This window comes from Rhodanobacter ginsengiterrae (genome assembly GCF_050026815.1).
GTDB classification, from domain to species: Bacteria; Pseudomonadota; Gammaproteobacteria; order Xanthomonadales; family Rhodanobacteraceae; genus Rhodanobacter; species Rhodanobacter ginsengiterrae.
Genome location: NZ_JALBWO010000053.1, coordinates 152,195 through 173,183, shown reverse-complemented (window position 1 = coordinate 173,183; position 20,989 = coordinate 152,195). Strand labels below are relative to the sequence as shown.

General features: G+C 61.4%; 20 protein-coding genes. 18 read left to right on the top strand and 2 right to left on the bottom strand.

Annotated features, from left to right (window positions below):
* Window positions 1–86: 86 nt before the first annotated feature.
* From ACQGNJ_RS09540 to ACQGNJ_RS09530, 3 genes are read left to right on the top strand one after another with little or no spacing between them, the layout of a single operon-like run.
* Window positions 87–671 (top strand): RNA polymerase sigma factor, encoded by a 585-nt coding sequence (locus tag ACQGNJ_RS09540; RefSeq protein ID WP_426689009.1) that lies wholly within the window; start codon window positions 87–89, stop codon window positions 669–671.
* Window positions 668–1,078 carry a hypothetical protein gene (locus tag ACQGNJ_RS09535; protein ID WP_426689008.1) on the top strand — a complete coding sequence of 137 codons (411 nt, stop codon included), beginning with the start codon at window positions 668–670 and terminating at the stop codon, window positions 1,076–1,078. Before ACQGNJ_RS09540 ends, ACQGNJ_RS09535 begins: the two co-directional genes overlap by 4 nt.
* Window positions 1,079–1,081: 3 nt before the next feature.
* Window positions 1,082–1,624 carry a DUF3106 domain-containing protein gene (locus ACQGNJ_RS09530; protein WP_426689007.1) on the top strand — a complete coding sequence of 181 codons (543 nt, stop codon included), beginning with the start codon at window positions 1,082–1,084 and terminating at the stop codon, window positions 1,622–1,624.
* A gap of 140 nt (window positions 1,625–1,764) precedes the next feature.
* Here ACQGNJ_RS09530 and ACQGNJ_RS09525 read toward each other — a convergent pair whose 3' ends face one another.
* On the bottom strand, window positions 1,765–2,865 hold the full coding sequence (locus ACQGNJ_RS09525) for an NAD(P) transhydrogenase subunit alpha (protein ID WP_426689006.1): 1,101 nt from the start codon (window positions 2,863–2,865) through the stop codon (window positions 1,765–1,767).
* Between the two features lie 134 nt (window positions 2,866–2,999).
* Here ACQGNJ_RS09525 and cdd point away from each other — a divergent pair, with 134 nt between their 5' ends.
* From cdd to ACQGNJ_RS09510, 3 genes are read left to right on the top strand one after another with little or no spacing between them, the layout of a single operon-like run.
* Window positions 3,000–3,431 (top strand): cytidine deaminase, encoded by a 432-nt coding sequence (cdd, locus tag ACQGNJ_RS09520; protein WP_426689005.1) that lies wholly within the window; start codon window positions 3,000–3,002, stop codon window positions 3,429–3,431.
* A gap of 55 nt (window positions 3,432–3,486) precedes the next feature.
* On the top strand, window positions 3,487–4,056 hold the full coding sequence (locus ACQGNJ_RS09515) for a nitroreductase family protein (protein ID WP_426689004.1): 570 nt from the start codon (window positions 3,487–3,489) through the stop codon (window positions 4,054–4,056).
* A complete protein-coding gene (locus ACQGNJ_RS09510) occupies window positions 4,053–4,958 on the top strand; it encodes a 5'-3' exonuclease (protein ID WP_426689003.1) in 906 nt (301 codons plus the stop codon). The genes ACQGNJ_RS09515 and ACQGNJ_RS09510 overlap by 4 nt, the downstream gene beginning before the upstream one ends.
* A gap of 246 nt (window positions 4,959–5,204) precedes the next feature.
* Here the strand turns inward: ACQGNJ_RS09510 and ACQGNJ_RS09505 are convergent, their stop codons facing one another.
* Window positions 5,205–7,334: a S9 family peptidase gene (locus ACQGNJ_RS09505; protein WP_426689002.1), complete on the bottom strand. Its 2,130-nt coding sequence runs from the start codon at window positions 7,332–7,334 to the stop codon at window positions 5,205–5,207.
* A 235-nt stretch (window positions 7,335–7,569) separates the two neighbouring features.
* Between ACQGNJ_RS09505 and ACQGNJ_RS09500 the strand changes: the two genes are divergently transcribed.
* The 12 genes from ACQGNJ_RS09500 (at window position 7,570) to ACQGNJ_RS09445 (ending at window position 20,929) form a co-directional block, all read left to right on the top strand.
* Window positions 7,570–7,995, top strand: coding sequence for a pilin (locus tag ACQGNJ_RS09500; protein WP_426689001.1), 426 nt, complete (start codon window positions 7,570–7,572; stop codon window positions 7,993–7,995).
* A 417-nt stretch (window positions 7,996–8,412) separates the two neighbouring features.
* Window positions 8,413–8,841, top strand: coding sequence for a pilin (locus tag ACQGNJ_RS09495; RefSeq protein ID WP_426689000.1), 429 nt, complete (start codon window positions 8,413–8,415; stop codon window positions 8,839–8,841).
* 123 nt (window positions 8,842–8,964) lie between these two features.
* Entirely contained in the window at window positions 8,965–10,890 is a 1,926-nt protein-coding gene (locus tag ACQGNJ_RS09490; RefSeq protein WP_426688999.1) for a tetratricopeptide repeat protein, read from the top strand.
* 144 nt (window positions 10,891–11,034) lie between these two features.
* Window positions 11,035–13,281, top strand: a complete 2,247-nt coding sequence (locus tag ACQGNJ_RS09485) for a hypothetical protein (RefSeq protein ID WP_426688998.1) — start codon at window positions 11,035–11,037, stop codon at window positions 13,279–13,281.
* 333 nt (window positions 13,282–13,614) lie between these two features.
* On the top strand, window positions 13,615–14,724 hold the full coding sequence (gene gmd / locus ACQGNJ_RS09480) for a GDP-mannose 4,6-dehydratase (RefSeq protein ID WP_426688997.1): 1,110 nt from the start codon (window positions 13,615–13,617) through the stop codon (window positions 14,722–14,724).
* A gap of 5 nt (window positions 14,725–14,729) precedes the next feature.
* Window positions 14,730–15,665, top strand: a complete 936-nt coding sequence (locus ACQGNJ_RS09475; protein ID WP_426688996.1) for a GDP-L-fucose synthase family protein — start codon at window positions 14,730–14,732, stop codon at window positions 15,663–15,665.
* A complete protein-coding gene (locus tag ACQGNJ_RS09470; protein WP_426688995.1) occupies window positions 15,655–16,389 on the top strand; it encodes a class I SAM-dependent methyltransferase in 735 nt (244 codons plus the stop codon). Before ACQGNJ_RS09475 ends, ACQGNJ_RS09470 begins: the two co-directional genes overlap by 11 nt.
* Entirely contained in the window at window positions 16,386–17,630 is a 1,245-nt protein-coding gene (locus ACQGNJ_RS09465) for an oligosaccharide flippase family protein (RefSeq protein ID WP_426688994.1), read from the top strand. The genes ACQGNJ_RS09470 and ACQGNJ_RS09465 overlap by 4 nt, the downstream gene beginning before the upstream one ends.
* Window positions 17,627–18,532, top strand: a complete 906-nt coding sequence (locus ACQGNJ_RS09460; protein ID WP_426688993.1) for a glycosyltransferase family 2 protein — start codon at window positions 17,627–17,629, stop codon at window positions 18,530–18,532. The genes ACQGNJ_RS09465 and ACQGNJ_RS09460 overlap by 4 nt, the downstream gene beginning before the upstream one ends.
* Window positions 18,533–18,615: 83 nt before the next feature.
* Window positions 18,616–19,071 (top strand): cupin domain-containing protein, encoded by a 456-nt coding sequence (locus ACQGNJ_RS09455; protein WP_426688992.1) that lies wholly within the window; start codon window positions 18,616–18,618, stop codon window positions 19,069–19,071.
* Window positions 19,068–20,177 carry a DegT/DnrJ/EryC1/StrS family aminotransferase gene (locus ACQGNJ_RS09450; RefSeq protein ID WP_426688991.1) on the top strand — a complete coding sequence of 370 codons (1,110 nt, stop codon included), beginning with the start codon at window positions 19,068–19,070 and terminating at the stop codon, window positions 20,175–20,177. Before ACQGNJ_RS09455 ends, ACQGNJ_RS09450 begins: the two co-directional genes overlap by 4 nt.
* On the top strand, window positions 20,174–20,929 hold the full coding sequence (locus ACQGNJ_RS09445) for a class I SAM-dependent DNA methyltransferase (RefSeq protein WP_426688990.1): 756 nt from the start codon (window positions 20,174–20,176) through the stop codon (window positions 20,927–20,929). The genes ACQGNJ_RS09450 and ACQGNJ_RS09445 overlap by 4 nt, the downstream gene beginning before the upstream one ends.
* Window positions 20,930–20,989: the final 60 nt, after the last annotated feature.

The following is a 20,989-nucleotide window of genomic DNA, read 5'->3' as shown; positions in this document are numbered from 1 at the left end:
ACCCGTGCGAGCCTGCCGCGTTGAACTCCGGGATCCCACCACTGGAGCCCGCAGATGGTTCAACCGAAATCGGGGACGAGTTCGCAGTGAACAGCGCCATCGGCACACTCGGCGCGGAACTGTTGAGTGACGTCCGCGAGGCGCCCGCCACGCTGGATGCGTTCCTTGCGCAGGTCGAACGGCGCGCGTTCCGCATGGCCGAACTGCAGCTGCGCCATCGGGAGGACGCGCTGGACGCGGTGCAGGACGCCATGCTGCGGCTGGTCAAGCACTACCGCGACAAACCGGCCACGGAATGGGCGCCCTTGTTCTGGGGCATCCTGCGTCGGCGAGTGGTCGACCTGCAGCGACGGCGCAAGGTACGCTCGATCGTCGTCGGCTGGCTCGGTGGCGGCCGCGATGGCGACGGCGATGAGCTGCCCGTGTGGGAACCGGCCGACCCGGGCCAGGATCCGCTGGGCCGGCTGCACGATTCGCAAGCATACGTCGACATGGCCGCCGCCGTCAGGCAACTGCCGCAGCGCCAGCGCGAAGCCTTCATGCTGCGCATGCTGGAAGGGCTCGACGTGGCGGAAACCGCTCGCGCCATGGGCTGCTCCGAAGGCAGCGTGAAAACCCATCTGTCGCGCGCCATGCATCATCTGCGCGACCAACTGGAGGACTGGCGATGAATTCGCTGGACAAGAACAGGCTGAACAACCATCGGCCCGACGACCGGCTGGAGCAGCGCTCACGCGAGCTCTGGCACGAGGCCGCGCAACACATCGATCCGGTGACTGCCGGGCGGCTGCGTGCTGCCCGCCGTGAAGCGCTGCAGAAACCAAACGCCTCGGTGCAGCGCACGGTCCGCTGGCTGATCCCCTCGGGCGCGTTTGCCGTGATCGCGTTGGCGGCGCTGATGGTGTGGCAGCCGTTGCCGCAACAACACGCCCCGACCGCGGCACTCTCAACAAGCAGCATCGACGACGCGGACACGGAATTGCCACCCGATGCCGACAAGACCGACCCCAACCTTTACCAGAACCTGGACTTCTACGACTGGCTGGCCAGCACCGACGGCCCGTCTGCGAAACGCTGAGCCATGAATCGAATCCTTAGTCCGATCCTGCCCCCGTTGCTGGCCTTCCTGCTCGGCGGCGTAGCGGTGGCGCCACTGTACGCACAGCATGTGCCACCGCCGCCGCAGGACGAAGCGCCGGCACCGGCGCGCCCGTGGAGCGGCCTGGATCCGGCCCAGCGCGACGTGCTGGCACCGCTGAAGAATGACTGGGACAGCATGTCGCCACGCAAGCAGGCGCGCATGCTGCAGCGTGCCGAACGCTGGGTCACCCTGCCGCCGGAAAAGCGCGAGGAAGTCCGCCAGCACATCGCCCGCTGGCAACAAATGACGCCCGCCGAGCGGAAGCAGGCGCGCGAGAACATGCGTAAATTCCACCAGATGCCCAGGCAGCAACGCGAACAGCTGCACAACACCTTCGAGCGCTTCCAGAAACTGCCACCGGCGCAGCGCGAAAGGCTGATCCGCGAATGGCACGCGCTGCCACCTGCCGAACGCCTGCACTGGAATGAACGTCGCGGGCATGATCGTCCGCCACCGCCACCCGATGGCCCCGACCAACCCTGAAACCGGGCTGGTCATCGCCAACTTGGGCGCGATGCCTTTCGTCAGGTGACCAAGAGCATCGCGCACAGGGTGCGCTCCTGCCGTTTTCCCAAGGTCACTGCGCCCGCCCTGCGCAACGCCGCAGCCTGGCCTGGCTGACCTCAGCCGGCGAAACGCGTCTCGCCGGCGTGGCTCAGGCAGCTTTTCGCCACCAGCTCGTCGTCGAAATCCGGCTTCAATGCGCCGTCGTGCACCAGCAGCTCGACGAAATTGAACACGTTGCGCGCATACATCTCCGATGCGTGCAACGGCGCACCGGCGGGCAGGTTCAGCGGGCCCAGGATCACCACCCCGCCGTGCTCGACCCGCTCGCCCGGCCGGGTCAGTTCGCAGTTGCCGCCGCCCTCGGCGGCCAGATCCACGATCAGCGCGCCCGGCTTCATGCCGTCGACCATTGCCGCGGTCAGGATTTTCGGCGCCGGTCGCCCGGGCACCGCGGCGGTGGTAACCACCACGTCGAACGACTTCAGGTGATCGGCCAGCGCCTGCTGTTGCGCGGCGCGCTCCTCGGCGGAAAGTTCGCGGGCATAACCGCCGCTGCCGGCGGCGCTGACCCCGAGGTCGAGGAACTTCGCGCCCAACGACTCCACTTGCTCGCGCGTTTCCGGACGCACGTCATAGCCCTCGATCTGCGCGCCCAGCCGCCGCGCCGTGGCAATCGCCTGCAGCCCGGCCACGCCCGCGCCGATCACCAGTACCTTCGATGGCCGGATCGTGCCGGCGGCGGTGGTCAGCATCGGGAAGAATTTCGGCGAGGCCTCGGCGGCGATCAGCATCGCGCGATAACCGGCCACCGCCGCCTGCGAGCTCAGCACGTCCATCGCCTGCGCGCGCGTGGTGCGCGGCAGCAGCTCCAGTGAAAAGGCGCTCAACTTGTGCGCAGCCAACGCGGCAACCCGCCCTGCCGCGCCATAGGGACGCAACTGACCGACCACCACGCTGCCTTCGCGCATTGCGGCGAACACCGCATCGTCCGGCGGCAGCACGCAGGCCAGCAGATCCGCCTGTGCCAGCACCGCCGCCGCCTCGGCAAACTCGACGTCCGCATAGCTTGTGTCGGGAAAGCCGGCCGCGCGTCCGGCATCATGCTCAAGCAGCACGCGGATGCCCTTGCCGCGCAGCTTCTTCGCCATCTCGGGCGTGATCGCCACGCGGCGCTCGCCGGCGGCAGTCTCACGCAAAGCGGCAATGGTGATCCCCATGATGCAGTCCCCTCGGCAATGGTTCGATCATCTTAGCGGCATGCAGGGGTTTTGATCCGGGCCGGCCCAAAAGAGTAAGCTGGCCCGCCGGCACGCGCGGCTCGCCCGTTCCGGGGTCATCGCCGGAGATCCCGATGCCCGCAGCACCCGCCGCTTTCGATCCGTCCTCGCTCCACGAACTGATGGTCCTGGCGCGCAGCGCGCGCGAACAGGCCTATGCACCGTATTCAAAATTCCAGGTCGGCGCTGCGCTGTTGACCCGCGATGGCCGGCAATTCAGCGGCTGCAACGTGGAGAACGCCGCCTACGGCCTGTGCAACTGCGCGGAGAGAACCGCCCTGTTCAGCGCCATGGCGGCCGGTTGCCGGCGTGGCGACTTCGTGGCGCTGGCGGTGATCGCCGACACGCCCGGCCCGGTCAGTCCTTGCGGCGCCTGCCGTCAGGTAATGTCCGAACTGTGCCATGACGCGATGCCGGTGTTGCTGGGCAACCTGCACGGCGATACCGAGCAGACCAGCGTGGCCGAGCTGCTGCCAGGCTCGTTCCGCCTGCCGATGCCGGCCTGACCCGACCCACCCGCCCGGCGCGCCGGACAACATCGCCACTCATCGAAACTCTTCCATGCCCCTTGATCTTTCCCTGCTGCAACAGCGCCACTCGACTCCCTCGCGCCAGCTCGGCGAACCCGCGCCGGACGAAGCCACCTTGCAACAGTTGCTGGAAGCCGCCATCCGCGTGCCCGACCACGGCAAGCTGGTGCCGTTCCGGCTGATCCGCCTGCAAGGCGCCGCCAAGCTGGCCTTCGGCGAGCGGGTCGCGGCGATCGCGCTGAACAACAACCCCGGGATGTCCGAGGCCAAACTGGAAAAGGACCGCCTGCGCTACACCTTCGCGCCGCTGGTGATCGCGGTGATCGCCTGCCTGGACGCCGACAGCACGGTGCCGGAGATCGAGCAGAAGCTGAGCGCCGGCGCGGTCGCCCACAACCTGTTGCTGGGCGCGTTCGCGCTGGGTTACGGCGCCCAGTGGCTCACCGGCTGGGCCGCCTACGACCGCGAAGTGGCGGCGCTGCTTGGCCTGGCCGCCAACGAGCAGGTAATCGGCTTCGTCCACCTGGGCACGCCACAAACCGACGTACCCGATCGCGATCGCCCGGCGCTGGGCGACCTGCTCAGCAACTGGACCCCGTGAACGCCACAGAAAATGGCCGTCCAGCCGTCCATCTGGTTGACGGCAGCCTGTACGTCTTCCGCGCCTGGCACTCGATGCCCGACGAATTCCACGACGCCGAAGGCCGCCCGGTCAACGCGGTGCACGGCTACACCCGCTTCCTGTGCGAGTTGCTCGAACGGGTGCAGCCCGAGTACATCTCGGTGGCCTTTGACGCCTCGCTGACCAGCTCGTTCCGCAATGCGATCTACCCGCCGTACAAGGCCAATCGCGAACTGCCGCCGCCGGATCTGGAATGGCAATTCGTGCAGTGCCGCGCGATCACCGAAGCGCTCGGCGTGCATCTGATGATCGACCACAGCTTCGAGGCCGACGACCTGATCGGCAGCACCGTGTGGAACCTGCGCGCGCAGGGCTGGCGCAGCGTGATCGTGTCCGCCGACAAGGACTTCGGCCAGCTGCTGGGCGAGCACGACGAGCAGTGGGATTACGGCCGCGGCCTGCGCTGGGGACCGGCGGGCGTGCACGAAAAGCTCGGCGTGCACCCCCATCAGGTCGCCGATTACCTCGCCCTGTGCGGCGACAGCGTGGACAACATTCCCGGCGTCCCCGGCGTCGGCGCCAAGACCGCCGCCGCCCTGCTCAGTCACTTCGGCAGCCTCGACATCCTGCTCGACCGCATCGACGAAGTCGCCTTCCTGCGCCTGCGCGGCGCCGCCGCGTGTGCCGCCAAACTGCGCGAACACGCCGAACAGGCGCGCCTGTACCGCCGGCTCACCCGCATCGCACTGGACGCCCCCGGCGCCACCAGCATCGACACCCTGCAACGTCAACGCCGCCCCGCCGAGCAACTCGAAGCCCTGTGCGAACAGCTTCGCATGGGGGCGTTCACCCGCAGCCGATTGCGCGCGCTGTTGCGCTGAAGGCAAGGTCAAGAGCTCACCCCCTCTCGCTCCTCCCCCTGCTCCGCAGGGGGAGGAGCGAGAGCGCGCAACAACGTGCTCCCTCCCCTGCCTTGCAGGGGAGAGTTGGGGTGGGGTCAGCTCTTGATCTTCCTCGCCACCCGGAGCCACCCCCTCCTGGCCTCCCCCTGCATGCAGGGGGAGGAACCAGAAGCCCGGAACAAAAACGGCGGCCCGGAGGCCGCCGCTTTCATCACATCAATCAGCTCAGTTCGAGGCGGCTTTCGGCGCGTCCTTCGCCGTCCACTGCTTCAGCCACGCATTCACCGCATCGTGCCACTGCACGCTGTTGTGCGGCTTCAGAATCCAGTGGTTCTCGTCCGGGAAGTGCAGCAGCTCACTGGGGATACCACGACGCTGCAGCGCAGTGAACGCGCCCAGACCCTGGGTATCCGGAATGCGGAAATCCTTCGCCGAATGCACCACCATCATCGGCACGCGCCAGTCCTTGACGTGGTTCACCGGGTTGAACTTCTCGTAGTTCTGCGGTTGATCGAACGGGGTGCCGCCGTTTTCGTGTTCCTCGAACCACAGCTCCTCGGTGTCGTAGTACATCGCGCGCGCATCGAACACACCGTCGTGGTCGACCAGGCACTTCCACGGCTGGTTCCACACGCCGGCCATCCAGTACACCATGTAGCCGCCGTAGCTGGCGCCGAGCGCGCAGGCGCGGTCGCCGTCGAGGAAGCTGTACTTGTCCAGCGCGGCCTTCCAGCCCAGCTTCAGGTCTTCCAGCGGCTTGCCGCCCCAGTCGCCGGAGATCGAATCGGTGAACGCCTGACCATAGCCGGTGGAACCGTGGAAGTTCACCGTAACCACCGCGAAGCCCTGGCCGGCATAGGTCTGCGGATTCCACCGGTAACTCCAGCCGTTGCTCATCGCGCCCTGCGGACCGCCGTGGATGATGAACGCCACCGGGTAGGTCTGCCCCGCCTGGTAGTCGGCCGGCTTGACCACGTAGCCCTGCACGGTTTCGTCGTTCCAGCCCTTGAAGGTGAAGAATTCCGGATCGCCCATCTTCGCGTTCTTCAGGTCCGCCGCGTTGTAGTGGGTGACCTGCTTCAGCCCGCTGCCATCGGCGGCTGCCAGGTACAGATCGGCCGGATGCTTCAGATCGTCGCGACTCAGCAGCAACTTGTCGGCGGCCAGCGAGAAGCCACCCACTGTGCCCTCGCCCACCAGTTGGCTGACCTTGCCGCTGGCCGTGTCGATCGCAAACAGCGGATGCTGGCCGTTGTCGTCGGTGGTGGTGTAAAGCGTCTTGCCGTCAGCGGAAATCGTCAGCCCGCCGGGCGAGCGGTCCCACTGCGGATCCACTTCGTGGCGGCTGCCACTGGCCAGGTCCAGCGCCATGATCGCGAAACGGTCGGCCTCGAAGCCCGGCTTCTTCATCGCCAGGTAGTACAGCGTCTTGCCATCGGGCGAGGCCACCGGATACGCGTCCCATGCCTTGTTTTCGGCAGTCAGGTTCTTCGGCGCGGTCGAACCGTTCGCCGGCACGCTGTAGACATCGAAGTTGGTCGACCACGGCTCGCTGCTGCCGGCGATGCGCACATCGAAATACACCGTCTTGCCATCCGGAGCAAAACTGAACTCGCCCTCGTCACCGAACGGCTTGCTCGGCACGTCGCCGTCGATGCCGCGACTCAGCAGCTTAGGCTCAGCCGCCAGCTGACCCTTGCCATCGAACTGTCCGACGAACAATTGATTGCGCCGACCATTCGCCCAGGTATCCCAGTGCCGCACGAACAGCTTCTTGTACAGCGTGCCGCTGGCCTTGTCCTTGTCGCGCGCGTCGACCCGCTGCTGCGTGCAGGCCAGCGTGGCGCAGTCGGTGAATACCTCGTACGACAGCAATACCTGCCTGCCATCCGGCGACAGCTTGTAGCCGCCCAGGTCCAGCACGCCATGGCTGACCTGCACGGCGGCCGCATGCTTGCCCAGGTTCAAGCCAGCGCCATCGCCCAGATCCAGCCGCCACAACTGCTCGACACCCTTGGCCGGCGCCATGAAGTACAGGCTGCGCCCGTCCGCCGACCAGCGCGCCGAACCGCCCTTGTCGACCACCTTCACCGGCTGGCCACCCTTGCCCAGATCCAGCACGTAGATCGCGCTGACCCCCTTGTTCGCCGCGTAATCCGTGCTGCGCACGCCGAACGCCGCATGGCGCCCATCCGGTGACAACTGCGGATCACTGACCCGATCCATCATCACCAGGTCGCGCACGTTGAAGGCGTGCGGGCCCTGGATCTTGGTGAAGGTGGTATCCACGGGACTTTGTGCCATCGCGGGGGGCACCGCCAGCGTCAGCAGCAATGCGGCAATCAGTGGTTTCATGGGGGGTCCTTGGCTGGCGAGAGGTAATGACGGTAAGCGTCAAACCTGTCCCAGGCAAGCCTAGTCCCGGCAATAACTGGCGAAGAACGTCATTGCGGACCCACCGCTCCCCTCGTCCCGAACCCGCCCGTCCGCGCCTGCCAGTCCGGCTTCGCAAATGTGACGCCCCGCACGTACCTTCTTCACATTTGGTACAAAACCTGCGTGTCTGGTGGGACTCACAGGGGAGTCCACCATGTCGCGCCAGCACCGTTCCGCCGGTTTCACATTGATCGAGTTGATGATCGTCGTGGCCATCATCGCCATCCTGGCGGCCATCGCACTGCCGCTGTACAGCGACTACGTGGCTCGGTCGCAAGCCGTGGCGGCGCTGGACGAGATCACGTCTGGGCGCTCCGCGTACGAAGAACGGACCAACAACGGCGACAGCACCGCCACGCTCTACACCGATGTCGACAACCTTGGCCTGCAGCAGGATACGGAGCGGTGCCACGTTACAGCAACCGCGCCGGTCGACGGAGTCGGCGAGATCGTCTGCGAGATCAAGGGAAATCCCGAGGTCAAGGGCAAGAAGATCACGTTGGCTCGCAACAGCTCGGGTAACTGGAAATGCCAGACCGATCTTGCTGCCCGTCAAACTCCGAAAGGCTGCTATCCGTGAGCCGCTGCCAGCATGGATTCGGGACTGACAGAGCCCATGCTGTCACTGCGCTCTTTCCTGACTTACATACCATTTTTTGATCGCACCTAACACTTCTTCGCGCCAGAAACTGACGCTCAGCGTCAACTGATGACACGGCACGACAAGCCAAATCCCTGCATCGATGCGGATACGCTTCCATTTAATTCGCCAATTCGGCATCGCTTGTGGAGATTCGTGACTGTGTGCACAATCACCGGGCCCGCAACCATGCGGAAATATCACGGCGGTAGTGATGGCACACAAACTGCTTGAACTGCCGTGAGCTTCCTGGTCGTTCCTGACCGCGAGTAAAGGGGTCCGTTCCCGCCTAGGGGGAATTCGGGACCGGGGCTCAGGGGGCATCAACGGTTAGCTAACCAAAACAGAGGAAACACCATGAAGACGATGCAGAAAGGCTTCACCCTGATCGAATTGATGATCGTGGTTGCGATCATCGCGATCCTGGCCGCGATCGCGTTGCCGCAGTACCAGAACTACGTTGCGCGCTCGCAGGCAACTGCCGGCCTGGCCGACATCACCCCGGGAAAGACTGCTTATGAAGAGCAGGTCAACAACGGCGTCACCACTGCAGCCTCTTACACCACAGTAGATTCGCTGGGCCTGCAGGCCAGCACCGAGCGCTGTGCCGTTACAGGTGCCGCACCCGCCGCTGATGGTTCGGCAACTGCCGCGCTCAAGTGCGTTTTGAAGGGCAACCCCAAGGTTCTCAACAAGTATATTCAGTGGGATCGCACCAGCAGCGGCTCGTGGAATTGCAAGAGCGACTTGGATGACAAGTTCCGTCCGAAGGGCTGCAGCGTCTAAACCGTTTGCGAGCGACATGATTGAATTTTGATCATGAAAAGCTAAAAGAAGAGAGGGGCCTAAGGCCCCTCTTTTTTTATGCCGTTTCATCGGAACAACAAAAACGTCAAATTAGGAATCCAGGTGAAATCCAGCCAATACCACGTCTCACTGTACAAGCTTTGTGCGCTTGCCCTTGTCACGCTGGCGCTTTGGCCTGCCCTGTCCGGCGGTTTCCTCTTTGATGATTACCCCATCTTCGTGGAGAATCCGGCCTTTCACGTCAACCGGTGGAACTGGCAGGCATTTCACGACGTATGGCTGTGGTCGCAGGCCAATATCCAGCGCCCTCTGGCTATGCTCAGCTATGCCGTGAATTACGCCAGCGGCGGAAGCATCTGGGGTTTCAAGGCAGTCAATCTGGCCATCCACCTGCTCAACACCGCCCTGCTTGCCGCTCTGTGCGCGCGCCTGCTGCGCGTTGGCTGGTCTTCGCGCGATTCGGACGATGCCATCGCTCATCATCGGCGAACCGGGATCTGGGCTTGGGTCCTGGCGACTGCGTGGGCGCTCCATCCGTTGCAGGTATCCACCGTGATGTACGTTGTTCAGCGCATGGAACTGCTAGGCTTCACCTTCACGCTGCTTGCGCTATTGAGTTACTGGCGTGCCCGGCAATTGCAGTTGTCGGATCGGCGCAGCTGGCCTTGGCTGCTGGTTAGCGTATCTCTTATTGCAGTGGGCTACTTCACCAAGGAAACCGTTGTACTTGTTCCGGGCTACGCATTTCTGGTGGAGCTTACCATCCTGCATTTCGGCGCAGCCCGACCGAAAGTAAAGCGTAACTGGCAATACCTGTACGCGGCAGGTTGCGTCGCGGCGATCGCGATATTTGCGTTCTACCTGCTGCCCCATTACGCCCTCGGCTCCGAGGCATTTGCTGGCCGTCCTTATACCGCGTGGGAGCGCGAACTGACCCAGTTGCGCGCGCTGTCGATGTATATCGGCTGGAGCATCCTGCCGCTGCCTGGCCAGATGCATTTCTATTACGACAACTATCTTGTTTCCACCGGATGGCTGACACCGGCCACCACGCTGGCAGGCGGACTGTTCCTGCTGGGCCTGCTGGGCTTGGCTGCAGCGATGCGTTTGCGTCGTCCGCTACTGGCGCTGGGGATTGCCTGGTTCTTCCTGGCTCACCTGCTCACAAGCGCACCGCTTCCGCTGGAGCTTGTCTTCGAGCACCGCAATTATCCCGCGCTCTTTGGAATCATGTTGGCATTGACAGATCTACTCTGGCTGGCAACCCGTCACGCTCACCCCCGCCTTCCCGCGATCCTGGCGACGATTTTCTTAGTCAGCTTCGGCTTCCTCACCGTCCTGCGCGCAGCCACTTGGGGCAATCCCCTGCAACTGGCCATGACTCTTGTTCATGACAATCCCACTTCGCCGCGAGCCAGCTACGATCTGGCTCGCCTTTATATGGATCTGTCCAAAGGTGATCCGGAGTCGCCATTGTTTGGTCGCGCGATCAGCGAACTGGAACGCGGCGCAGCCTTGCCCGATTCCTCCCCCTTGCCCGAGCAGGCACTGCTGTTGACCGCCGCCGCCCAGGGCGCGCCGCCCAAGGACGTTTGGTGGGAGAGTCTGCTGCACAAATTGCAGACCCGACCGCTCGGACCGCAGGAGTATCGAGCGCTGCAAGGCCTTGCCACCCGTGCCGTCAGCGGCGAAGCAGCACTTGACCCCCGGCGCCTTGGCGAGGCATATCAGATCGTGCTGCAGCGCACTCCGAACTCCGCGGCCATGCACGCCCAATACGCCGAAGTCGCCAGTGCAGTCATGCACGACATGCCTTTGGCGATCAGCCAGCTGGAATTGGCGATTTCGTCCAGCCTAGCCGATTCCGGATACCCGGCAAGATTGCTCAAGTATTTGCTCACCAAACATCGTTTGCAGGAGGCTTCTGCGGTGGTGCCCTATGCTGAGCAGGCGACTCCGGGCCTCCACGACAAGTCCGACTGGCGCAGTCTGCGCCAACAGCTTGACGAGCTGAAGCGCAAACCATAGGAAGCCTCCTTCGCGCGCAGGCCATACACAGCAGCTCTCCGTATATGAGAGAGTCACGGGCAGGCCCCCAGACAGTCGCGCTTTGATGATCGCAACCCCAAAGACTCATGCCGGCAACACCCCTCCGTCAGAGATCGGACTTGCATGAGGGCCATTGACCGTTGTCGTCAGCCTGGTCTCTGGCTCTTGCTGCTGCTCATGGTCTGCGCTGCGGCGGTGTACGGCGCCGGCCTTCAAGGCGGCTGGCTGTTCGACGACTATCCCAACATCGTCGACAACCAAGGCGTGCATCCCGTCGAGGACAGCGTTGCGAGCTTGGTGCGCGCAGCTTTGTCTTCGCCGGCCAGCGAGTTCAAACGCCCATTGGCCTCACTGAGTTTCGCGGCGAATTATCTGGTCAGCGGACTAGATCCGTACAGTTGGAAGTTGACCAACCTGGTCATCCACCTACTCAACGGGGTGCTGGTCTTTCTGCTGGCGCGCGCATTGTTGCGATACCTTTCCGCAGGAGCTCGCTCGCGGGCGATGCTCTCGGCGACATCCAAAGAGGAGCGTCGCATCGGCATCGTCGCCGTACTGATCGCCGGCAGCTGGATGCTGTTACCGATCAACCTCACCGGTGTGCTTTACGTGGTACAGCGCATGGAGAGCATGGCAAACCTGTTCGTACTGCTTGGCCTGATCGGTTACGTCGCCGGCCGCCGGCGCATGCTTTTTCCAGCCACCCTGACTCGACCCGATCCTGCGCGCGACACCGGGTCATGCTGGGGCGGCTTCAGCCTGTGCGTACTCAGCATCACCGTACCCACCGCACTCGGGTTGCTGGCCAAGGAAACCGCGGTGATGCTGCCGCTGTATGCGCTGCTGGTTGAGTGGGCAATATTCGGTTGGCGCAGAGCGGGCATGGAAACCGTTGGCGAAAGCTGTCAGTCACGGGAAATCCTAGCCGCATCCGGCCCCATGCGGCGGGCATTGCCCGCCATTTCGCGTTGTGAACATCTGGACGGAGAGCCTGCGGACGGCGCCCGCCCCACGGAGTCGGATGGGTCGCAGAAAGACTGGCGCGTCGTCATCCTGTTCCTGCTGGTACTGGCCTTGCCGCTAGTCATCGGCGTAGCGTGGCTGCTGCCCGATCTGCTGAAACCGGGAGCCTGGGCCACCCGGGATTTCACCTTGGGCACCCGCTTGCTCAGCGAGGCGCGTATTGTCACGGATTACATCGGCTGGACCTTGCTGCCCACCCCGGATGCGCTGTCGTTCTATCACGACGACTTCCAAGTCTCGACCGGCTTGCTGACGCCATGGACCACCCTGACCAGCATCGTCTTACTGGTCAGCCTGATGGCGATGTTGCCATGGTTGCGTCGACGCCGGCCGCTGGCCGCGCTCGGTATTGCACTGTTTCTCGGCTGCCACTTGCTGACCGGCACCGTGCTTCCGCTGGAGCTGATCTACGAGCATCGCAATTACTTCGCCAGCTTTGGACTGCTGCTGGCGGTTGTGCCGTTGCTCGCTGCGCCCTCACGCGGCACCTTCCCTATAGGAGCGCACCCTGTGCGCGAAACAAACCCATCGCGCACGGGGTGCGCTCCTACAACAAGCTTGGTGGGGGACGAGCCACCAGCAAGTGAGTCCACGGACCGGCTACCGATGGCCTTACCGCGCTACGTGTTGCTGGCCGGACTGATGCTGCACTGGACGGCGCTCACCGCCATCACCGCCCATGCCTGGGGCAATCCGTTGCGACTGGCTGAGGAACTGGCATCGCGCGCGCCGCAGTCACCGCGCGCCCAGTACGAATTGGGTCGTACCTACATCATCTACTCGCATTACAACCCCGCGTCGCCGTTCACCCGGCTGGCCTACGCGCCACTGCAAGCCTCCGCCAGGTTGCCCCATTCCTCGATCCTTCCGGAGCAGGCGTTGATCTTCATGAATGCACGGATGGAGCTGCCACTGAAGGACGCGTGGTGGGACAGCATGATCGCCAAGCTGAAAGCCCACCCGCCCGGGGTGCAGGATGAAAGCTCGCTGGGCGCGCTGACCCAGTGCGCCCGCGACCGTCACTGCAACCTTCCTGTCGATCGCATGCGGCAAGCCTTTACTGCGGCGCTGTCCCATTCCCATCCCGGTGCGCGCCTGTTTGCCACCTACGGCGACTACGCCTGGAATGTGCTTGACGAACACGACCTCGGCGAGCGCATGACCGATGCGGCCGTCAAGGCCAGTCCCGACGAACCCGCCTACCGGATCACCCTGATCCGCATGCTTGCGGCGCAAGGTCACAAGCAAGAGGCACGCGTCGCACTGCAAGGGCTGGAAGGCTTGAACGTGGGCGGGCGGTTGAACCAGAGCCTGGACGAACTGCACGCCTTGGTGGATTTGCCGTAAGCAGTCGCTGGGAAGTCATCCTTCAGCGTGGACCTGCCTTGGCTCGCCACGCGGTTTCGCCGGATTGCCCCTAGGCTTTAAACATCAATAAATTGACATTTAACAGCCAAAACGTGGGCTTGGCCTCGATATATCGATGTCTACGCTGGCAACACCCCATGAACTTGCCCGTGAGCCGAGGGCAAGCTCCGGCCCACCGCCTGATGCGTGTGGGGGCGACACGGGCGTTCGCATTCTCGAACAGACACACCCCAACCCGAACTGCCGCTACGCACACGGACGGCCAGCACTTAGACTGTTATCTTGCGGCCACTACCAACCATCGGACCAGACATGAAGCGTGCGCTTATTTCGGGAGTTACCGGCCAGGACGGGGCCTACCTCGCGGAATTCCTGCTGGCCAAGGGTTACGAAGTCCATGGCATCAAGCGGCGGGCCTCTTCCTTCAACACTGACCGCATCGATCACCTGTACCAGGACCCGCACGAAAGCGCACCACGCTTCTTCCTGCATTACGGCGACCTGACGGACGCCAGCAACCTGATCCGCATCATCCAACAGGTACAGCCGGACGAGATCTACAACCTCGGCGCGCAGAGCCATGTACAGGTGTCATTTGAGACTCCGGAGTACACCGCCAATACCGACGCCATGGGGACACTCAGGGTTCTCGAGGCCATTCGCATCCTTGGACTGGAGAGCAAAACCCGCTTCTATCAGGCGTCGACTTCCGAACTCTACGGCCTGGTGCAGGAAACGCCGCAGCGCGAAACAACACCGTTCCACCCGCGCTCGCCCTACGGGGTAGCCAAGCTCTATGCGTACTGGATCACGGTGAACTACCGCGAGTCGTACGGCATGTACGCCTGCAACGGTATCCTGTTCAACCATGAGTCCCCCCGGCGCGGCGAAACCTTCGTGACGAGGAAGATCACCCGTGCGCTGGCCCGCATCCACCTGGGCCTGCAAGACTGCCTCTACCTCGGCAATCTTGATGCGCGACGTGATTGGGGCCATGCGCGTGATTACGTCGAAGCGCAGTGGATGATGCTGCAGCAAGAGAAACCGGAAGACTATGTGATCGCCACGGGAACGCAGCATTCGGTTCGCGAATTCGTTGAGCAAAGCGCCGGTGAACTCGGCATCACCCTCACATGGCATGGCAGCGGCGCCGACGAATACGCGTGCATAGAAACAGCACCGGATCATTCATTTGCCCGTCCCGGTCAGCACGTTGTCGCCATCGATCCACGCTACTACCGGCCGGCAGAAGTGGACACTCTGCTGGGTGATCCGAGCAAGGCACGTAGACAGCTGGGTTGGGTTCCGCGCACCGGATTTGCAGAGCTTGTCGGCGAGATGATGCGCAGCGACTTGGCTCTCGCCGAGCGGGACGCACTTGTGGCGAGTGTCGGGTTCAAAGCGCACTCGCCGCAGGAATAGCTCATATGAATCTCGATTCCCGTATCTATATTGCAGGTCACCGCGGACTGGTCGGCAGCGCGCTTGTCCGTCGCCTGACTGCCGACGGCGCCACCAACCTGATCTCGCGCAGCCACTCGGAACTGGACCTCACCAACCAGGCCGCTGTCGAAACATTCTTCGCGAGCGAGCGTCCCGAGTATGTATTCCTCGTTGCCGCCAAGGTCGGTGGAATCCATGCCAATAGCACTTATCCCGCCGAATTCATCCACGACAACCTGGCGATCCAAACCAACGTCATCCACAACGCGTGGAAGCACGGCACGAAGAAGCTGCTGTTCCTCGGCTCGTCCTGCATTTATCCGCGCGACTGTCCGCAGCCGATCAAGGAGGAATACCTGCTGACCGGTCCGCTGGAGCCGACCAACGAATGGTATGCCATCGCCAAGATCGCCGGGTTGAAGATGTGTCAGGCGTATCGACAGCAGTACGGGTTTGATGCCATCTGCGCCATGCCGACCAATTTGTATGGGCCAGGCGACAACTTCGATCTTGACAACTCGCATGTGATACCGGCGCTGATTCGGCGTTTCCACGAAGCCAAAATGCGAGGGGACAAGGAAGTCGCCGTCTGGGGGACGGGTCGGCCATTGCGAGAACTGTTGCATGTGGATGATCTCGCGGACGCGCTTCTGTTGCTTGCACAGAACTACGACGGCAATGAATTGGTCAACGTGGGCTCCGGCCTAGAACATTCCATCGCGGACATCGCGCGCGTCGTCGCCAATACAGTGGGCTTTGAAGGACATCTTTACTTCGATCTCGGAAAACCCGATGGAGCGCCGCGCAAGTTACTGGATTCAGCGGTGATACGAAGCCTCGGGTGGCATTCATTTCGATCGCTGAGTTCCGGGCTGGCGTCCACATATGCAGATTTTCTTGAGCGCGCCAATGAACGTTGACATCTTTGCAATATCTGCCCTTGCCGCCATCACCGCCTTTGTTGTCGTCGTCATCAGCGCGAGGTCCTACTGGCGTCGCGCACTGCGGTGGGCAGAGTCGGTGCGTGGGATGCGGACTCGCATGTGGGACATCGTCGCGTTGATGCGTTTGCTTCCCGATGGATACATTCCCCCTGGAATAAGCGAATGGACTGCATCTCCTGACTTGCTCTCTGAGATCGCCAGACAAATAAGGAAGCGGAAGCCCTCACGCCTTCTTGAGTTGGGTTCCGGCATATCGACCATAGTCACTGCCTCAGCTCTGAAGTGGAACAATCACGGACACCTGTACAGCCTAGATCATGACGCCAGTTATGCGCATGCGACCTCTGTCGAACTTGAACAAGCGGGACTCTGCGCGTTTGCCGAGATTCGGCATGCTCCACTGGTAAAGGATCCGCTGCGGAGTTCTGCGTGGTATGACGAATCCGTCATCGCCGATATCGGCCAGCTTGACATCGTCATCGTCGACGGACCGCCCACAGATCTCGATCCAAATGCGCGCGAACCGGCATTAGTTACGCTTTGGCGGCTCCTGTCGGTTGGCGGCATTATGATCTTCGACGATACGAATCGCCCCGGAGATCGGCGGATGATCCAGGCTTGGTCGGCACTCTGCCCAGCGGCCAAGTTGACATGGCTGCCTCTGGAAAAGGGTTGCGTGCTGATCGAGAAGCTTGCGTGAGACCACGCGATCTTTCAATCTCGATCCGCTGGGCCACCGCTGGCACGATTACGGCCCAGGCAGCTGCATTTGCTCGACTGTTCCTCGTTGCTGGCTCAACCAGCCTGACGAACTTTGGCACCTACGCCATCGCCGCTTCAATAGCAGCTGCAGCGGGTGTCTTCGCTGATGGCGGCCTCAAGTATCTTTACGTCACTCGCCTCTCCGACCTATCCACAAACGATGAACCCCAACTACTTGGAACCACATGGCTGGGAATACTGATTGCCCGTGTACTTATTGCGATGGCCACGGTTCCCGTCGCGCTCGTCACCGCCATATTTATCAGCGCCCCCACCAGTCTTCTCGTCGGACTTTCTTTTGCAATAGCGGCGTCCACGGTCGTTTCCGCCTGCGCAAATCCGGCGCTACTCCAGTTGGAGAGGAGTGGCCTATTTTCGTCAAGCGCTCATTGCGATATCGCTGGGCAAATCATTGCACTGATCACGGTTTGCATACTGCTGATGGGCTGGCCGAGTATATGGCTGATTCCCATCGGTCAGATCGTATCTACGACTTTTTCCACGGTCCTCTCCTACACACTCGCGCTCAGCAGGCCACTCAAGAAGTTCTCCCTTCCATTGCTATACAGACTGACACTGCAGGGTCGTCCGCTCGCTGTGATTTCGCTGGCCACCTACATGACCAATGGTCTCGACAAACTATTGCTGGGAGCCATGGTATCGCCCGCCGCATCAGGCATCTATCTGCTCGCCCAGAAGATTGCGGAAGCACCCGGCCAATTACACATTTCCACTCTCGCCCGTACCGCCACACCGCATCTCGCCTCGCGCGTGACCACAAGCGAACCCGGCTGGCTCAAGCGCACCGTGCATCGCTATCTGATGGCCACCGGCGCGATTTTTCTCTTGGCATTCTTGGCGCTACTGTCCGCCAGGATAGCGAGCCATATGCTCTTTCCATCGAGCAAGTGGTTCGAGGCGATAAATCTATCGCTCATCATCTTGTTTGGTTGCGCGGCTCGCTCGTGTTGCCACGTCGTCTCCCCCGCACTGGCAGTCATCGGCCGCATGGACATTGACGCCAAGTTGAAAGTCGCCGAATCCCTGATATATGCGGCAATTCTGGTTCTCGCCATCCATGCTCTCGGAATCATTGGTGCCGCATACGCTTTTGTTCTGATATATACCGTCGCGCTGCTTGGTCGCTATACGGCCCTACGATTGGTCACCTCGAAATGATGGAATCCATCCCAGTCTCTGTTGTCATTCCCGCAAGGAACAGAGTCTCGTTGATCAAAGCATCAGTAACTTCCGTCCTGGACCAAAGTTGCCCAGCTCAGGAGGTTATTGTTGTCGATGATTGTTCGACAGACGGAACAGCTGATGTCGTCATGCAGTTACCTGGCGTCAGGGTCATACGGCACGCTCAGCCGATGGGTGCCCAAGCTGCACGGAATACCGGGATTCTTGCCGCGAGGAACGAATGGATCGCGTTCAATGATTCCGATGATTTTTGGCTACCGAACAAGCTGGAAATACAGCATCAGCGTCTTACCGCTCTTCGTGGAAGCGCGGATGTCGTTCTGCACTCCGCCGGAATCTGCGTAGACAACCACTCCGGAATAGCTTCGCCCCTGAATATTCCCGCAATTGAAGGTGACTGCTACGCGAAGCTCTTAACTCGGCCGGGACCGATGTTTCAAGGCATGGTAGTTCATCGCTCAAAGCTGCAGCAAATTGGATTTCTAGACACCCATTGCCCATCTTACCAAGAATGGGACACCGCAATTCGTCTTGCCCGCTGCGCAAAATTTTCTTTCATTGGCCAACCGCTATTTTGCTGGCACCGGCATGGCGAAGGAAGCATTAGCGACGATCGAAATCGCGACTTTTCTGGCTATTGCTATGTCACGTCCAAGCACAAAGCAGAGATCGAGCGCATTCTTGGCCCAAGCGGGTGGCGCGCAGTGCGCGGCAGGGCCCTTGCCAGAGGTCTGGGCCTGAGGTGTTTCGAGGATGTTTGCGAGTACGTTGGCGCATCGCCGTTACTCACCGTCGAGACCATTGCGGTCATGCTCGCCAAGCATGAAATCGGCGGCCGCTGGCCAGCAGCACTCATACGCATCCTTGGAACCTTATAGTTCGCGACCACTTCAATGGATCTCGTAACCTGCGGCGCTCACAAGTTGATGCCAATTGATAATCACCGGGCACACCAATCGACATGACACACCTAACGGCAATCCAGCGAATCTTCCACAACGAGCAAGAGCTGGCTTTAATTGTCCGTCGCCAGTTCCGGGCCGATGGCATCGAGTTCTTCACGCCCGGAAGCTACTCTCAACAATTGGGCTACATGAATCGGCCCACGGGTTACGTGATTGAGCCCCACGTCCATCGCCCGGTGATGCGCGAAGTCCAATACACCAAGGAAGTGCTCGTGATCCGAAGTGGAAGATTGCGCGTCGACTTTTATTCCGATCAGCAGGATTACTTGGAAAGCATGATTCTTGAAACGGGGGATGTAATCCTGCTTGCGTACGGTGGGCACGGGTTCGAAATGTTGGAGCCGACGGAAATCATCGAAGTCAAACAAGGCCCCTATGCAGGAGACCAGGACAAGACCCGTTTCGATACAGTACCCGCCGATCAAATCAAACTACGAAGCATAGACTCATGATTCCGGTAAATACGCCGCTGCTGGATGGTGACGAAAAAAAATACCTGCTCGAATGTATCGAATCCGGCTGGATTTCATCCGAAGGGCCGTTCGTTCGGCAATTCGAAGAGCAATTCGCAGCCAGCATGGGGCGCAGACATGGCATTGCCGTGTGCAATGGAACGGCCGCACTTGATGCGGCCGTTGATGCGCTGAACATCGGCCCGGGCGATGAAGTCATCATGCCAGCCTTCACCATCATTTCCTGCATCGGGCAGATCGTTCGAGCAGGGGCAGTACCTGTGCTGGTGGACAGCGATCCCGTCACTTGGAACATGGACGTGCATCAGATCGAGGCGAAGATCACGTCGCGCACAAAGGCGATCATGGTCGTGCACACTTACGGCTTACCGGTGGACATGGACCCTGTGCTGGACATCGCGGACCGATACGGCCTCAAGCTGATAGAAGATGCGGCCGAAATGCATGGGCAGACTTACAAGGGGCGCCCGTGCGGAAGCTTTGGCGATCTGAGTACATTCAGCTTCTATCCTAACAAGCATGTCACTACCGGCGAAGGCGGGATGATTCTGACCGACGACTCCGCCTTGGACGATGATTGCCGGAGCTTGAGAAACCTTTGCTTTCAGCCGCAAAAGCGCTTTGTGCACGAGCGGCTTGGCTGGAATCTGCGCATGACGAACTTGCAGGCCGCACTTGGCTTGGCGCAGCTGGCACGTCTTGATGAGTTCGCGAACCGGAAACGCCGCATGGGCGCGCGCTATGCCGCGGCGCTGTCGTCGCTGCCCGGCGTGCAGATTCCGCTGCCTGAAACCAACTATGCACGGAACATTTACTGGGTATTTGGACTGGTCATAGACGAAAGCAAGGGCATCAATGCCGAGGAGGCGATGCGCCTTCTTGCTGCCGAGGGCGTTGGAACCCGCCCATTTTTCTGTCCCATGCACGAGCAACCGGTATTGAGGCGAATGGGATTATTTGCGAAAGATTCGCACCCCGTGTCAGAGCGTCTCTATCGCCAGGGTTTCTATATCCCGAGCGGTATGGCATTGACCGACACCGATATGGGTCAGGTGGCCGATGCGGTATGGAAGGTACTCGGATGAGCAAGAATTTTGACGCCTACGTCGCCTATTATGACCTCCTGTATCGCGACAAGGACTATGCCGGGGAGGCAGCCTATGTGGACGGGTTAATCCGCCGTTACCAACCCGCTCCAGGTGAAATCCTTGAACTCGGCTGCGGCACAGGAATGCACGCACGTGAACTCAGGAAGCTTGGGTACACCATTACTGGAGTCGATCGCAGTGAAGCCATGGTGAGACGAGCCGAGGAGCGCAGCCTGCAATCCGGAGAACACGGCCTCAGTTTTACGCGGGGCGATCTCCGAGACTTCCGTGCCGGACGTGGTTTCGATGCCGTCCTAGCCTTGTTTCACGTCATGAGTTATCAGACATCCAATACCGATCTCGCTGCGGCGATGAGCACCGCTACGGCACACCTTGGCCCGGGCGGCCTCTTCATCTTCGACTGCTGGTATGGACCAGGTGTGCTGACGGACCCGCCTCGGCAGCGGGTGCGCGAGTTGCACGGTGACGGTTTCGAAATCACCCGAACCGCCAAACCAGTGCAGTATCCCAACGACAATCGGGTCGACGTGCACTACGATATCCGTGTCGACAGACCCGAAGGCAACGAAACCATCGAGGAGGTCCACCCGATGCGCTATCTGTTCGCGCCCGAAGTCGACATGCTGCTTGAGATGGCTGGCATGAAGCGAATTGCGCTTGAAACATGGATGGTTGGAGGAGAGCCAGGATTGGAAACCTGGAATGCCTGCTTTGTTGCCGCAAAATGAAGCGCATTGGCCTCTATTTAGGCTTTCCTCCAGAGGGCGGGGGTGCGTTTCAATACGCGC